The sequence below is a fragment of the Streptomyces sp. WAC05292 genome (assembly GCF_003949955.1).
GTDB classification, from domain to species: domain Bacteria; phylum Actinomycetota; class Actinomycetes; order Streptomycetales; family Streptomycetaceae; genus Streptomyces; species Streptomyces globosus.
On record NZ_RPSE01000010.1, the window covers coordinates 22,732 to 37,754 of the forward strand.

The window sequence follows — 15,023 nt, forward strand, 5'->3', positions numbered from 1 at the left end:
CCGGACGGACGCCGCGCCCCGGCGCCCCGGCGCCGGGCCGGCAGCGGCAACGGCAACGGCAACGGCCGCGGCGCCGGCCTCAGACGCCGGACTCCGCGGCGATCCGCCCCGCCCGCACCGCAGCCACCAGGTCGGCGTGGTCGGCCTCGCTGCGGTCCGCGTAGGCCACCGCGAACGCGGCGACCGCCTCGTCCAGCTCGCCGTTCTTGCCGCAGTAGCCGGACAGCAGCCGCGGATCGGCCGTGTGGGTGTGCGCCCGGGCCAGCAGGGCGCCGGTCATCCGGCCGTAGTCGTCGAGCTGGGCAGCGGTCAGCGCCGCCGGGTCCACGCTCCCCTTGCGGTTGCGGAACTGCCGCACCTGGTACGGGCGCCCCTCCACGGTGGTCCAGCCCAGCAGGATGTCGGACACCACCTGCATCCGCTTCTGCCCGGCCACCACCCGCCGGCCCTCGTGCTCCTCGGCCCGGGCGGCGAAGCCCACCTCCGGCAGGTGCGGCAGCAGCACCGACGGCCGCGCCTCCTTCACCTGGAGCACCAGCGCCTCGCCCCGGTGGTCCACCAGCAGCACCACGTACGAGCGGGTGCCGACACTCCCGGTGCCCACGACCCGGAAGGCCACGTCGTGGATCGCGTACCGGGCCAGCAGCGGCAGCCGGTCGCCCTGGAGGGTCCGCAGGTACGGGTCGAGCGACGAGGCCACGGCGGCCGCCTCCGCGTCCCCGACCCGGCGCAGCACCGGGAGGGCGTCGACGAAGCGCCGCCCGCCGTCGGGGCCCTCCTCGGTCGACCTGGCGGCGAACCGGGCGGAGGTGTTGTTGCGGGCCTTCTCCATGACCCGCTGGAGCGTGCCCAGCAGGTCGCGGGCGTCGGCGTGCGAGACGAGCTCCTCGTCCGCGATGGCGTTCCACGCGTCCAGCGCGGGCAGCTTCGCCAGCAGCCGCAGGGTGCGCCGGTAGGCGCCGACCGCGTCGAGGGCGGCCGCGCGGCAGGCGTCCTCGTCCGCGCCGGCCACACGGCCCGCCAGGACGAGCGAGGTCGCCAGCCGCTTCAGGTCCCACTCCCACGGGCCGAAGACGGTCTCGTCGAAGTCGTTGAGGTCCATGACGAGCCCGCCGCGGGCGTCGCCGTACAGCCCGAAGTTCGCCGCGTGCGCGTCGCCGCAGATCTGGGCGCCGATCCCGGTCACCGGCCCGGCGGACAGGTCGTGCGCCATCAGCCCGGCCGCACCGCGCAGGAACGCGAACGGGTTCGCGGCCATCCGGCCCACCCGTATCGGCGTCAGCGCGGCCACCCGCCCGGCGTTGGACTCCTCCACGGCCTGTACCGCGTCGGGCCGTCCGGCGGGCGGCTCGAACCGGGCGTGCGCGGACCGCGGGACGCGGTCGCGCAGCGCCTTGCCGGTCTGCTTCGGCGAGCCCGCCTCGTGCCGCGGCGCGAAACCGCGCACGGCCGGGATCCGTCCGCCGTCCGCCGCCCCGAGCACCGAGGCGGCAAGGCCCGCCCCCGCCGCGTACTGCTCCGCCACCGTCATCCGTGCCCCCGCCCCGACCGCCGCAGTCCGCCGCGGTCCCGTTGCCTTCCGATTCCGGCGAACCTACCTACAGCCCGGCGTCCCTGGCCAGCAGGGCCGCCTGGACCCGGTTCTCGCAGCCCAGCTTCGACAGGATCCGGCTGACGTACGTCTTCACCGTCGCCTCGCTCATGTGCAGCCGGCGGCCGGCGTCCGCGTTGGACAGCCCCTCGCCGAGCAGCGCCAGCACCCCGCACTCCCGCTCGCTCAGCTCGGCGATCCGCCGCCGCGCCTCCTCGCTGCGGGCTGCGGCCCGGCCCGTGGCCAGCTGGTCCACGACGTGACGGGTCGCCCCCGGCGAGAGGTAGGCGTCGCCCGCGGCGGCCGCCCGGACCGCGCCGATCAGCTCGCCCGGCGCCGAGTCCTTCAGCAGGAACCCGGCGCTGCCCTGGCCGAGCGCCCGCAGCACGTTCTCCTTCTCCCCGAAGGTCGTCAGGACCAGCGCCCGCACCTCGGGGGCGGCCCGGCGCAGCTCGCCGAGCGCGGTCAGGCCGTCCATCACCGGCATCTGGATGTCCAGCAGCACCACGTCGGGCGTGTGGGCGCGGGCGAGATCCACCGCCTGCCGGCCGTCGGACGCCTCCGCCACGACCTCGATCGCCGGGTCCGAGGTCAGGATCATCCTGATCCCCGCCCGGATCAGCGGCTCGTCGTCAGCGATCACGACGCGGATCACCTTGGCTGTCACCCGTGCTCCTACTGCTCGGCCTCGTACGACTGCTTGTCGACGAGCTTGCCGTCCTTGAAGCAGAACCGGAAAACCGTATCGGTGCCGAAGTCCGAGTCGTCGGCCGACATCAGGGCCAGGCACTCCGAGCCCTCGGGCCGCGGCGGCCCCTTCCGGTCCAGGCCGTCCGTCAGGAAGCTGTCCCCGTCGGGCAGCCGGTCCCGTACCGACTGCTCGGATTCGCCGACGCGCACCCGGTCGTAGTCCGCCCGGCTGATCATGGCGCTGTTCGCCGACCCTATGAACAGGGCGACCATGGCGGCGAACACGATCAGGAGCGCCACCAGGGACGCCACCGCTATGCCGCAGCCCAGTGCGAGCCCGCCGAACCGGCTGCGCCCCCGCACGGCCAGCTCCCGGTCGACGGCCGCCCAGTCCATCGGCGGCGCACCGGCGAGCCCCCGCTCCTGCTGGCCGAAGTCGTCGGCGGCGTCCTCGGCCCCGGCCGGCTCCGCCCCGTACGGCAGCACGCCTGCGATCCGGAAGCCGCCGTCCTCGGTCGCCCCGGCGTGCACCATCCCGCCGACGAGCCGGGCCCGCTCCCGCAGGCCGGTGAGCCCCTGCCCGCCGGAGACCACCGCACCGGCTCCCGCCGCGGGGGCCGGCCCGTTGGCGACCTCCACGACCAGGGAGTCGTCCTCGTAGCGCAGCTCGACCGCGATCGGCGCACCAGGGGCGTGCTTGTACGCGTTCGTCAGCGCCTCCTGCACGATCCGGTACGCGGCGTGGTCGCACGCCGCGGCCAGCGGCCGGGGCCGGCCCGCCGTGCCCAGCCGCACGTCGGTGCCCGCACTGCGCGCCGCCTCGACGATCCCGGCGATGCCGGCGACCCCGCGGGCGGCGGGCTGCGCCTCCTCGACCGGGGCGGGCGCCTCCACGCCGTCGCGCAGGATGCCGACGGCCTCGCGCAGTTCGTGCATGGCGGACACCGAGGCCTGCCGCAGCACGCCGACGGCCTCGCGCTGGCGGTCGGTGAGCTCCGGGTCGACCTCCAGGGCGCCGGTGTGCACCGAGATCAGGGCGAGCTGGTGGCCCAGGCTGTCGTGCATGTCCTGGGCGATCCGCTGCCGTTCGCGCAGCCGGGCCTGGCCGGCGACCATCGCCCGCTCCCGCAGGAGCTGCCCGTTGCGCTCCTGCAGGGCTTGCAGCAGGGTCCGGCGCTGCGACCAGTACCGGCTGGCGAGGCCGGGCATGACGGTCGTCACCAGGAACATCAGCGTGGTGAAGACGACGACCAGCAGCGGCCGCATGCCCGCCCACTGTTCGATGACGCCGAAGCCGACGGAGGCGAGGAAGGCGAGGACGAACGCCGCGAGCGCCCGCCCCGCACCGACGATCCGGCGGCCCGCGGACCAGCCGAGCGGGAGGGTGACCAGCACCGTGCCCGGCAGGAAGGGGCCGACGGCCGCCGCGGCGACGAGGGTCGCCGCGGGCAGCCGGCGGCGCAGCAGAACGAGCGGGAACACCGCCGCGGCGCCGAGCGCCATGCGCACCGGACCGCCGCTGTCGAGCTCCTCCACCCCGAGGCCGAGCAGCGCGACGCCGGCGGCCAGCGCCAGGTCGGCCGCGAGCATCCGCCCGGTCCAGGGGTCGGGGCCCCGCAGCCACCGCAGGCCCGCACGTGTCTTCGCCGTCACATCCACGCGAAGACCCTAGACATGCGCGCGGGCACGGCACCGCCCTCTTTCGTCGCGTTCCGGCCGACGAAAGTCGGCCGCGTCACACGGAGTTGTGGGCACGACGAAAGAACCCCCGGTGCGGATTTCTCCGAACCGGGGGTTCTGTCAGTGGGCGAGGGGGGATTTGAACCCCCACGTCCCGAAGGACACTGGCACCTGAAGCCAGCGCGTCTGCCGTTCCGCCACTCGCCCGAGCGGCGTCCCAGTGGTTCTTCCCTTTCGGTCCGTCCCCCTGGCGACGTCGAAACATTAGCACGTCATCGGGGGTGGATTCACATCGCTTTCCGCGGGCACCCGGGAGGCGACCGGGAACGCCCCTCCCGCACAGCACTCCGGGTGCGGGACACTGTCCCTTGCGCACCCCTACGATCCCTTGTGAGGACCAACACTCGTCCGCACAGGTCCCAGGGGGAACCACCCGAATCCGCCACGCGTGGATACGATCAGTAAGCAGTACAGGGCGACAGCGACGGAGGAGGTGCCCCATGGGAGTTCTGAAGCGGTTCGAGCAGCGACTCGAAGGTCTGGTGAACGGCACCTTCGCCAAGGTCTTCAAGTCCGAGGTCCAGCCCGTCGAGATCGCCGGCGCCCTCCAGCGGGAGTGCGACAACAACGCCACGATCTGGAACCGTGAGCGGACGGTCGTCCCCAACGACTTCATCGTGGAGCTGAGCACCGGCGACTACGAGCGCCTGAGCCCGTACTCGGGACAGCTCGGCGACGAGCTCGCGGGCCTCGTCCGCGACTACGCCAAGCAGCAGCGCTACAGCTTCATGGGCCCGATCAAGGTCCACCTGGAGAAGGCCGAGGACCTGGACACCGGCCTCTACCGGGTCCGCAGCCGGACCCTGGCCGCCAGCACCTCCCAGCCCCCGTCGCCGCAGAACCAGCCGGGCGGCTACGGCTACCCGCCGGTCGCCGCGCCGCCCATGCCGGCCGGGCCGCCGCCGGGCGCCCCCGGCCACCGGCCCGGCGCCCCGGCCGGGCCCGCCGCCCCCGGCGGCGGCCCGCGGCGCCACTGGATCGAGATCAACGGCACCCGCCACCAGATTTCCCGCCCGACGCTCGTACTCGGCCGAAGCACCGAGGCCGACGTGCGGATCGACGACCCCGGCGTCTCGCGCCGGCACTGCGAGATCCGGACCGGAACGCCCTCGACGATCCAGGATCTCGGGTCCACCAACGGCATCGTGGTGGACGGGCAGCACACCACCCGCGCTACGCTCCGCGACGGCTCGCGGATCGTCGTGGGCAGCACCACCATCATTTACCGGCAAGCCGAAGGGTGAAGCGGGGGCAATGTCAGAGCTGACCCTGACGGTCATGCGGTTGGGTTTCCTGGCCGTTCTGTGGCTGTTCGTCATCGTGGCCGTCCAGGTCATCCGCAGCGACCTCTTCGGTACGCGCGTCACGCAGCGCGGCTCGCGCCGCGGCGGCGGCTCCGCGCCGCAGGCGGCCGGCCGCCAGGCCGCCGGGCCCCCGCAGCAGCGCCAGCGCCGGGGCGCGCCCACCAAGCTCGTCGTCTCCGAGGGCACGCTGACCGGCACCACGGTCGCCCTGGCGGGCCAGACGATCACGCTCGGCCGGGCGCACGACTCCACGATCGTGCTGGACGACGACTACGCCTCCAGCCGCCATGCCAGGATCTACCCCGACCGTGACGGCCAGTGGATCGTCGAGGATCTCGGGTCCACGAACGGCACGTACCTCGACCGGACCCGGCTGACCACCCCGACGCCCATCCCGCCGGGCGCCCCGATCCGCATCGGCAAGACCGTCATCGAGCTGCGGAAGTAGTACGAGAATGAGCGAGCGGAGCGAGCGAGCCGCGGCAGTCCGTCCCGCCCGGGGCACGGACCCGAGCGCGCTCCCGACCGGAGGGTGGGCAGTGTGGCTCGAGACCGGCTGTACCCCGACCAGGCGTCGACAGGGCAGGTGCACATGAGTCTGTCCCTGCGGTTCGCCGCCGGATCCCACAAGGGCATGATCCGGGAGGGCAACGAGGACTCCGGGTACGCCGGCCCGCGCCTCCTCGCGGTCGCCGACGGCATGGGCGGCCAGGCCGCCGGCGAGGTCGCCAGCTCCGAGGTGATCTCCTCGCTCGTGCAGCTCGACGACGACGTCCCGGGCTCCGACATCCTCACCTCCCTCGGCTCCGCCGTGCAGCGCGCCAACGAGCAGCTGCGCATCATGGTCGAGGAGGACGCCCAGCTCGAAGGCATGGGCACCACGCTGACCGCCCTGCTGTGGACGGGCCAGCGGCTCGGCCTGGTCCACGTCGGCGACTCCCGCGCGTACCTGCTGCGCGACGGCGTCCTGACGCAGATCACGCAGGACCACACCTGGGTGCAGCGCCTCGTCGACGAGGGCCGCATCACGGAAGAGGAAGCCACCACCCACCCGCAGCGCTCGCTGCTCATGCGGGCCCTGGGCAGCGGCGACACCGTCGAGCCCGACCTGTCGATCCGCGAGGTCCGGGCCGGCGACCGCTACCTGATCTGCTCCGACGGCCTCTCCGGCGTCGTCTCCCACCAGACCCTGGAGGAGACCCTCGCCGACTACCACGGGCCGCACGAGACGGTGCAGTCCCTGATCCAGCTCGCCCTGCGCGGCGGCGGACCGGACAACATCACCTGCATCGTCGCCGACGTCCTCGACACCGACAGCGGCGACACGCTCGCCGCCCAGCTGAACGACACCCCGGTCGTCGTCGGCGCGGTCGCCGAGAACCAGCACCAGCTCTTCGACGGCGGCGCCATGCAGACCCCCGCGGGCCGCGCCGCCGGCCTCGGCCGGCAGGCTCCCCCGCCCGCCGGCGCCTTCGGGCCGCCCGGCAGCGGCGACGCCCCCGGCTACGGCTACCCCGACCAGAGCCAGTCCGGGGGCGCGTACGGCAGCTTCGGCGACCCCGAGCCCTACGACGACGGCGCCGCCTTCGACGACGGGTACGACAACCCCCGCAGGCGCCGCGGCAAAGGGCGCAAGTGGACCACCCGCACCCTGCTCCTGCTGCTCGTCGCCGGCGTCGTCGGCGGCGGCCTCTACGCGGCCCACCGCTGGACGCAGACGCAGTACTACATCGGCGTCAAGGGCGACCACGTGGCGCTCTTCCGCGGCATCAGCCAGAATCTGGGGCCGCTGCAGCTCTCCAAGGTGGAGACCGACCGCCCCGACATCGAACTGAAGTACCTGCCGCCCTTCAAGCGGAAGCTGGTGGAGGACACCATCGGCGAGACCAGCCTCGACGGGGCCCGCAAGAAGGTCGATGAACTCGGCACCCAGGTCGCCGCGTGCAAGAAGGAAGAGGAGCGCCGCAAGGCCGAGGCGCAGAACAGCCCGACACCCGGCCCCAGCCTGACTCCCGAGGAGCAGCAGCTGGTCGGCCAGTGCCAGAAGCAGTAGACCCACGCGGGCACAGGGGGCCTGCCACACCATGAGCGTTGTCACCAACACGACCACCATCGGTGCCATCGAGCTGCCGAGCCGGCGGAACACCGAGCTCATGCTGCTCGTGTTCGCCGTGGTCATCCCGATCTTCGCCTACGCCAACGTGGGTCTCGCGATCCACGGGGAGCTGCCCCCGGGCATGCTCGCCTACGGGGGCGGCCTCGCCGTCCTGGCGGGCCTCGCCCACTTCGTCGTACGCCGCTACGCCAAGTACGCCGACCCGCTGCTGCTGCCGATCGCCACCCTGCTCAACGGCCTCGGCTGCGTGCTGATCTGGCGGCTCGACCAGTCGGAGCGGCTCCAGAACCTGGCCAAGCGGAGCTTCGGCGCGTTCTCGGAGTCGGCGCCGCGCCAGATGATGTACACCGCGGTGGCCATCGCCCTGTTCGTCGCGGTGCTGCTGCTCCTGAAGGACCACCGCACGCTCCAGCGGTTCACGTACATCTCGATGGCCGCCGCGCTCGTCCTGCTGATCCTGCCGGTCATCCCGGGCCTCGGCGCGGACGTCTTCGGCGCGAAGATCTGGATCAGCGTCGCCGGCTTCTCCATCCAGCCGGGCGAGTTCGCCAAGATCGTCATCGCGGTCTTCTTCGCCGGCTACCTCATGGTCAAGCGCGACGCCCTGGCCCTGGCCTCCCGCCGCTTCATGGGCCTCTACCTGCCGCGCGGCCGCGACCTCGGCCCGATCCTGATGATCTGGGCGATGAGCCTGCTCATCCTCGTCTTCGAGAACGACCTCGGCACCTCGCTGCTCTTCTTCGGCATGTTCGTGATCATGCTGTACGTGGCGACCGAGCGGACCAGCTGGATCGTGATCGGCCTGCTGATGAGCGTCGGCGGCGCCGTCGTCGTCGGCACCTTCGCCAGCCACGTCCAGGCCCGCGTCAACGCCTGGCTCGACCCCTTCGGCTGCTACACCACCTCGGGCGCCTGCGAGCAGGTCGGCCAGTCGATCATGAGCTTCGGCTCCGGCGGCGTCCTCGGCACGGGCTGGGGCCAGGGCAACTCGGACCTGATCGGCTTCGCCGCGAACTCCGACTTCATCTTCTCCACGGTCGGCGAGGAGCTCGGGCTCTCCGGCGTGATGGCCTTCCTCCTCCTCTACGGCCTGATCATCGAGCGCGGTGTGCGCACCGCACTGGCCGCCCGCGACCCGTTCGGCAAGCTCTTCGCCATCGGCCTGTCCGGAGCCTTCTCGCTCCAGATCTTCGTGGTCGCCGGCGGCGTCATGGGACTCATCCCGCTGACCGGCATGACCATGCCCTTCCTCGCGTCCGGCGGTTCGTCCGTCCTCGCCAACTGGGCCCTGATCGGCATCCTCATCCGGATCAGCGACACCGCGCGCCGCCCCGCTCCCGCCCCCGCGCCGTCCCCCGACTCCGAGATGACCCAGGTGGTCCGCCCGTCATGAACAAGCCGCTGCGCCGCATCTCGATCTTCTGCGGGCTGCTGGTCCTCGCCCTGCTCGTGCGCACGAACTGGCTGCAGTACGTGCAGGCCGAGGAGCTCAGCACCCGCAAGGAGAACCGCCGGGTCCAGATCGCCCAGTACGCGATCCAGCGCGGCAACATCATCGTCAAGGGCGGCCAGGCCATCACCGGCTCGACGGCCACCGACGGCAGCGACTACAAGTACAAGCGGACCTACGTCAACGGACCGCTGTGGGCGCCGGTCACCGGCTACGCCTCGCAGGCCTTCGGGTCCACGCAGCTGGAGGCCCTGGAGGACAAGATCCTCACCGGGAACGACGACCGGCTGTTCTTCGACCGCACCATCGGCATGTTCACCGGCGAGAAGAAGGCCGGCGGCAACGTCGTCACCACGCTCATGCCGGACGTGCAGGAGGCCGCCTACCGGGCGCTCGACAACAAGAAGGGCGCGGTCGCGGCCATCGACCCGCGCACCGGCGCGATCCTGGCCCTGGTCAGCACCCCGTCGTACGACCCGGGCACCTTCGCGGGCAACTCCAAGACGGACGAGAAGGCCTGGGTCGAGCTGAAGGACGGCGAGGACAAGAAGCTCGTCAACCGCGCCCTGCGCGAGACGTACCCGCCCGGCTCCACCTTCAAGGTCGTCACCGCGGCCGCCGCGCTGGAGCACGGCGTCGTGAAGGACGTCAACGAGCCGACGGACACCCCGGAGCCCTACATCCTGCCGGGCACCCGGACCCCGATGGTCAACCACGCGACGGGCTGCGAGAAGGCCAGCCTGCTCGCGGCGATGCGCGTCTCCTGCAACTCGGTCTTCGCCAACCTCGGCGACAAGGTCGGCCGCGACAAGATGGTCCAGACGGCCGAGAAGTTCGGCTTCAACAACGACAAGATCGACACTCCGGTACGCGCCTTCGCGAGCGTCTACGACAAGACGATGAACCGCGACGGCAACGCCCAGAGCTCCATCGGCCAGTTCAACACCGCGGCCACCCCGCTGCAGATGGCCATGGTGACCGCGGCCATCGCCAACGACGGCAAGCTGATGAAGCCGTACATGGTGGACCAGCTGACGGCGCCCAACCTCGACGTGGTCGAGAAGCACGAGCCGCAGGAGATGAGCCGCCCGCTCTCCGCCGCGAACGCGCAGAAGATCCAGCAGACGATGGTCGACGTCGTCGAGAACGGCACCGGAAAGCCCGCGAGGATCAAGGGCGTCACCGTCGGCGGCAAGACCGGCACCGCGCAGCACGGCGAGGGGAACAAGAAGCGCCCCTACGCCTGGTTCATCTCCTACGTCCAGAACCCGGACGGCGGCTCCCCGGTCGCCGTCGCCGTCGTCATCGAGGACAGCGGGGCGGACCGCGAGGACATCAGCGGCGGCGGCCTGGCCGCCCCGGTCGCCAAGGCCGTGATGGAGGCCGTCCTGAAGAGCAAGATCTGACGGACGCGGTGGACCGGTCGACGGCACGGACAATGGAAGGACCGCCGCGGGGCGGGAAGGCCGCCGCGGCGGACCGGACCGCCGGCGGCGCCGCCGAGCGCGCGCACTGTACCGGTCCGGTATCAGGCTGTGGCCGCCAACCGATCACCGAGGATCGGCCGGTAGCCTTTGCGCGAACAGCACACCGCCGGACCACACACGGGTGCGGTCGGGACTGACGGAGAGGGCTGGAACGTTATGGAAGAGCCGCGTCGCCTCGGCGGCCGGTACGAGCTGAGCCACGTGCTCGGCCGCGGTGGCATGGCCGAGGTCTACCTCGCCCACGACACCCGGCTCGGCCGTACCGTCGCCGTCAAGACCCTGCGCGCCGACCTGGCCCGAGACCCGTCCTTCCAGGCCCGGTTCCGGCGCGAGGCCCAGTCGGCGGCCTCGCTCAACCACCCGGCGATCGTCGCGGTCTACGACACCGGCGAGGACTACGTCGACAACATCTCCATCCCGTACATCGTCATGGAGTACGTCGACGGCTCGACCCTGCGCGAACTCCTGCACTCCGGGCGGAAGCTGCTGCCCGAGCGCACGCTGGAGATGACGATCGGCATCCTCCAGGCGCTGGAGTACTCGCACCGCGCCGGCATCGTCCACCGCGACATCAAGCCCGCCAACGTCATGCTCACCCGGACCGGCCAGGTCAAGGTCATGGACTTCGGCATCGCCCGCGCCATGGGCGATTCGGGCATGACCATGACCCAGACCGCGGCCGTCATCGGCACCGCCCAGTACCTCTCCCCGGAGCAGGCCAAGGGCGAGCAGGTCGACGCGCGCTCCGACCTCTACTCCGCGGGCTGCCTGCTCTACGAGCTGCTGTGCGTGCGGCCCCCGTTCATCGGCGACTCCCCCGTGGCGGTCGCCTACCAGCACGTACGCGAAGAGCCCCAGCCGCCGTCGAACTTCGACCCCGAGATCACGCCCGAGATGGACGCGATCGTGCTGAAGGCGCTCGTCAAGGACCCCGACTACCGCTACCAGTCGGCCGACGAGATGCGCGCCGACATCGAGGCCTGCCTGGAGGGCCAGCCGGTCGCCGCCGCCGCGACGATGGGCACGGCCGGCTACGGCTACCCCGATCCGAACCACGCCTACGGGCCGCAGGGGTACGACCAGCCGACCACCGCCATGCGCCCGGCCGACGCCGGCCAGACGTCGATGATGCCGCCGATGCCCCCGGGCGGCGACGGCGGCTACTACCCGGACCAGGGACCCGGCTACGACCAGGGCCACGGCCGCGGCCGGCAGCAGAAGAAGAGCCGCGCCTCGACCATCCTGCTCGTCACGGCGGGAATACTGGTGCTGGTCGGGGCGATCCTGATCGGCCGCTCCCTCTTCAGCGGCGGCGCCGACAACCGGCCCGCCGTGCCCAAGCTGATCGGCCAGACCTTCGACGCGGCGCAGCGCAGCGCCGACAACGTCGGCCTCAAGGTGGAGAAGGCGGGCGAAGAGCCCTGCGCGGAGCAGCCCAAGGGCAACGTCTGCAAGCAGGACCCGGCGCCCGACGCCCGCGTCGACGAGGGCACCGTGGTCAAGCTGACGATCTCCGCCGGTGCTCCGCTCCAGTCCCTGCCCGATGTCCTCAACATGCCGTTCGAGGAGGCGGAGAAGGCGCTCAAGGACAAGAAGTTCCAGGTCGAGAAGAAGCTCCAGGACTCCGAGCGGACCCCCGGCACGGTGCTGGAGCAGAACCCGAAGCCGGGCGCCCAGGCCCAGCAGGGCTCGCCGGTCACGCTGACGGTGGCCAAGGAGCCGGCCAAGACGGCGATGCCGGACATCATGGGCAAGACCCGCGAGGAAGCGATCAAGCTGCTCAACGGGGCGAAGCTGAAGCTGGGCAGCACGACCGAGGTCGACTCGCCGGGCGCGACGCCGAAGACGATCGTCCAGCAGCAGTACCCGGCGGGCGAGCAGCTGGCCCCGGGGACGACGGTCAACGTGCAGATCAGCAAAGGAGCACAGCCGACCCAGGTCCCGAACCTCGCCGGACGGACCCTCGAACAGGCCAAGCAAGAACTCGCGGCGCGGGGACTGACCTTCGGCCGGGTGCTGTCGGGTCCGACGGACGACAAGGCGCAGGTCGTGGGCTCCGACCCGAACGCCGGCTCGCCCGTCCAGACAGGCACGGCGGTGAACCTCTTCACCATGCCCGGCGGCAACCAGCAGGGCGGCGGCTTCTTCGGAGGCCTGACCGGCGGCCGCTGACCGGCACCCGGCACCGGAAGAGGCCCGGCCCCTCCCTCGCGGGAGGGGCCGGGCCTCTTCCGTGCGTGCCGGCCGTGGCCGGCCGGGGCCGGCGGCCGCGTCAGCGCAGCTCGGCCGGCGGCGTCCGCTTCGCGTCGACCTTCTCGGTGCGCACCAGCTCGCCCCACACCACGTAGCGGTACTTCGAGGTGTAGACGGGGGTGCAGGTCGTCAGGGTGATGTAGCGGCCCGGGGCGGTCTTCCCCGACTCCTTGGGCACGGGGGCGATGACGTCGACGTTGTACTTGGAGGTCTGCCGCAGTTCCGCGAAGACCTTGTAGACGTACCAGGTGTCCCGCGTCTCGAAGACGATCGCGTCGCCCCTGCGGATCTTGTGGATGTCGTGGAACTTGGCGCCGTGCCCGTCGCGGTGCGCCGCCAGCGCGAAGTTGCCCGAGGCCTCCCAGGGCAGCGCCGACTTCACCGGCTCCGTGTAGTAGCCGGCGACGCCGTGGTTCAGCACCTCGGGCGACGTGCCCCGCTTGACCAGCACCTCGCCGCCGCCCATCGCCGGCACGTGCAGGAAGCCGGCGCCGCCCTGCGTGTCCAGCGCGCCGGGTTCGGCGGGGGCGCCGGCCGCGGGGGCGCTCAGCCACTGGCGGCGGATCTCGTCCCCGCGGGAGGAGGCCTGCCGGTCGGCGAGGACGTTGGTCCACCACAGCGAGTACGCCACGAACAGGCCGAGCACCAGGCCTGCCGTGATCAGGAACTCGCCCAGCAGGCTCAGGAACCCGGCGAGCAGGCTGCGGTTCCGGGGCGGTGCGGTAGGGGGCACTGCGGTTCGTCCTTCGGGCGGGAGAGCCGCTGCGGGCTCAGCGGGCGGCCAGCGCGGGCGGGGCGCCCTGGCCGCGGGGGCGTTCGTCGACCATCCTGCCCCATACGATCAGGCGGTAGGTGCTGGTGAACTCGGGCGTGCAGGTCGTCAGCGTGATGTACCGGCCCGGCGCGGTGAACCCGGAGCCCTTCGGGACCGGTTCGAGCACCGACACGTTCGTCGGCGGCGTCTGCGGCAGGACCGAGGCCATCTCGTACGTGTAGTACGCGTCCCGGGTCTCGACCACGATCGGGTCGCCCGGCACCAGCCGGTTGATGAAGCGGAACGGCTCGCCGTGGGTGTTGCGGTGGCCCGCCACCGCGAAGTTGCCCTGCTTGTCCGAGGGCATCGCCGTCTTCAGCGCCCCGTCCGCGTAATGCCCGACCATGCCGCGGTCGAGCACCCTGGCCTTGCTGGTGCCCTCGGCCACGGGCACCTTCACGTCGAGTTTCGGGATGTGGAGGATCGCGAAGCCCTGGCCCGGCTCGAAGGCGGCCGGGGGCGGGGCGGCGTCCCCCTCGGGCTGCCGCTCCCAGGTCTGGCGCAGCGAGCCGGCGGCCCCGTCGGCCGTGCGCTGCGCGAGCACGTTGGTGTACCAGAGCTGGTAGGCGACGAACAGCAGCATCACCAGTCCCGTGGTGATCAGCAGTTCGCCCGCCAGACGGCTCAGGACGACCGCTGGGCCGCCCGAGGCGGGCCGCTTGCGCCGCCGCCCGCCCCCGCGCCTGCGGGCCCGTCTGGCGGCCTGCTGGGCGGCCCTGCGCCGCGCGGCCCGGCCCTCCGTGGGGGCGGACGGCGCGAGCGAGGTCACGCGACGGCCTTGCCCACCACCGGGGCCAGCCCCGCGGAGCGCTCGACGGCGCCCTCGTCGCCGCAGCGGACGAGCCAGTTGGCGAGCATCCGGTGGCCCCACTCGGTGAGCACCGACTCGGGGTGGAACTGGACGCCCTCGACGTCGTGCTCGCGGTGCCGCAGGCCCATGACGATCCCGTCCTCGGTCCGCGCCGTGACCTCCAGCTCGTCCGGCAGGGTCTGCGGCTCGGCCGCGAGCGAGTGGTAGCGGGTCGCGGTGAAGGGCGAGGGGAGCCCGCGGAAGACCCCGAGCCCCTCGTGGACCACCGGGGAGGTCTTGCCGTGCAGCAGCTCGGGCGCGCGGCCGACGACGCCGCCGTACGCGACGGCCATCGACTGCATGCCGAGGCAGACGCCGAAGACCGGGACGCCGGTGGCGGCGCAGTGGCGGACCATGTCGACGCAGACGCCCGCCTCCTCGGGGGTGCCCGGCCCGGGGGAGAGGAGCACGCCGTCGAAGCCGTCCTGGGCGTGGGCGGTGGCGACCTCGTCGTTGCGCAGCACCTCGCACTCGGCGCCGAGCTGGTACAGGTACTGGACCAGGTTGAAGACAAAGCTGTCGTAGTTGTCCACGACCAGAATGCGCGCGCTCACGGAGTGGCTCCCGATCCCTCGTCCACGGTTACGTCGTTGAACGGAAGGAGCGGCTCGGCCCACGGGAAGACGTACTGGAACAGCACGTAGACCACCGCGAGGACGAGTACGAGGGAGATCAGCGCGCGCACCCACGCGTTGCCCGGCAGGTGCCGCCAGATCCAGCCGTACATC

13 protein-coding genes and 1 tRNA gene are annotated in these 15,023 nt (G+C 72.2%); 6 read left to right on the forward strand and 8 right to left on the reverse strand.

Features of this window, described 5'->3' with window-relative positions; all coding sequences use genetic code 11:
• Positions 1-79 precede the first annotated feature (79 nt).
• From EF903_RS02430 to EF903_RS02445, 4 genes are all read right to left on the reverse strand, one after another.
• A complete protein-coding gene (locus EF903_RS02430; protein WP_125540918.1) occupies positions 80-1,531 on the reverse strand; it encodes a DUF2252 domain-containing protein in 1,452 nt (483 codons plus the stop codon).
• A gap of 67 nt (positions 1,532-1,598) precedes the next feature.
• Positions 1,599-2,258: a response regulator transcription factor gene (locus EF903_RS02435; protein ID WP_125540919.1), complete on the reverse strand. Its 660-nt coding sequence runs from the start codon at positions 2,256-2,258 to the stop codon at positions 1,599-1,601.
• 8 nt (positions 2,259-2,266) lie between these two features.
• Positions 2,267-3,940: a sensor histidine kinase gene (locus tag EF903_RS02440; protein ID WP_260614720.1), complete on the reverse strand. Its 1,674-nt coding sequence runs from the start codon at positions 3,938-3,940 to the stop codon at positions 2,267-2,269.
• Positions 3,941-4,085: 145 nt separating this feature from the next.
• A tRNA-Leu gene (locus EF903_RS02445) sits at positions 4,086-4,168 on the reverse strand.
• A 293-nt stretch (positions 4,169-4,461) separates the two neighbouring features.
• Here EF903_RS02445 and EF903_RS02450 point away from each other — a divergent pair.
• The 6 genes from EF903_RS02450 (at position 4,462) to pknB (ending at position 12,550) form a co-directional block, all read left to right on the forward strand.
• Positions 4,462-5,265: a DUF3662 and FHA domain-containing protein gene (locus EF903_RS02450; RefSeq protein WP_125540920.1), complete on the forward strand. Its 804-nt coding sequence runs from the start codon at positions 4,462-4,464 to the stop codon at positions 5,263-5,265.
• A gap of 10 nt (positions 5,266-5,275) precedes the next feature.
• On the forward strand, positions 5,276-5,773 hold the full coding sequence (locus EF903_RS02455) for an FHA domain-containing protein (protein WP_125540921.1): 498 nt from the start codon (positions 5,276-5,278) through the stop codon (positions 5,771-5,773).
• A 144-nt stretch (positions 5,774-5,917) separates the two neighbouring features.
• The gene (locus tag EF903_RS02460) at positions 5,918-7,378 is read left to right on the forward strand and encodes a PP2C family serine/threonine-protein phosphatase (RefSeq protein ID WP_125540922.1); all 1,461 of its coding nucleotides are present in this window, start codon (positions 5,918-5,920) and stop codon (positions 7,376-7,378) included.
• 31 nt (positions 7,379-7,409) lie between these two features.
• The gene (locus tag EF903_RS02465) at positions 7,410-8,834 is read left to right on the forward strand and encodes an FtsW/RodA/SpoVE family cell cycle protein (protein ID WP_125540923.1); all 1,425 of its coding nucleotides are present in this window, start codon (positions 7,410-7,412) and stop codon (positions 8,832-8,834) included.
• Positions 8,831-10,297: a penicillin-binding protein 2 gene (locus EF903_RS02470; RefSeq protein ID WP_125540924.1), complete on the forward strand. Its 1,467-nt coding sequence runs from the start codon at positions 8,831-8,833 to the stop codon at positions 10,295-10,297. Before EF903_RS02465 ends, EF903_RS02470 begins: the two co-directional genes overlap by 4 nt.
• Positions 10,298-10,534: 237 nt before the next feature.
• The gene (gene pknB / locus EF903_RS02480; protein WP_125540926.1) at positions 10,535-12,550 is read left to right on the forward strand and encodes a Stk1 family PASTA domain-containing Ser/Thr kinase; all 2,016 of its coding nucleotides are present in this window, start codon (positions 10,535-10,537) and stop codon (positions 12,548-12,550) included.
• Between the two features lie 100 nt (positions 12,551-12,650).
• Here pknB and EF903_RS02485 read toward each other — a convergent pair whose 3' ends face one another.
• The 4 genes from EF903_RS02485 to EF903_RS33780 are packed head-to-tail and all read right to left on the reverse strand — an operon-like array spanning position 12,651 to position 15,022.
• Entirely contained in the window at positions 12,651-13,364 is a 714-nt protein-coding gene (locus EF903_RS02485; protein WP_125540927.1) for a class E sortase, read from the reverse strand.
• 37 nt (positions 13,365-13,401) lie between these two features.
• On the reverse strand, positions 13,402-14,214 hold the full coding sequence (locus EF903_RS02490; RefSeq protein ID WP_390335696.1) for a class E sortase: 813 nt from the start codon (positions 14,212-14,214) through the stop codon (positions 13,402-13,404).
• Complete coding sequence (locus tag EF903_RS02495; RefSeq protein WP_125540929.1) at positions 14,211-14,849, reverse strand: aminodeoxychorismate/anthranilate synthase component II; 639 nt, start codon at positions 14,847-14,849, stop codon at positions 14,211-14,213. The genes EF903_RS02490 and EF903_RS02495 overlap by 4 nt, the downstream gene beginning before the upstream one ends.
• Positions 14,846-15,022 carry a hypothetical protein gene (locus EF903_RS33780; protein ID WP_185902496.1) on the reverse strand — a complete coding sequence of 59 codons (177 nt, stop codon included), beginning with the start codon at positions 15,020-15,022 and terminating at the stop codon, positions 14,846-14,848. The genes EF903_RS02495 and EF903_RS33780 overlap by 4 nt, the downstream gene beginning before the upstream one ends.
• Between the last annotated feature and the right edge of the window lies 1 nt (position 15,023).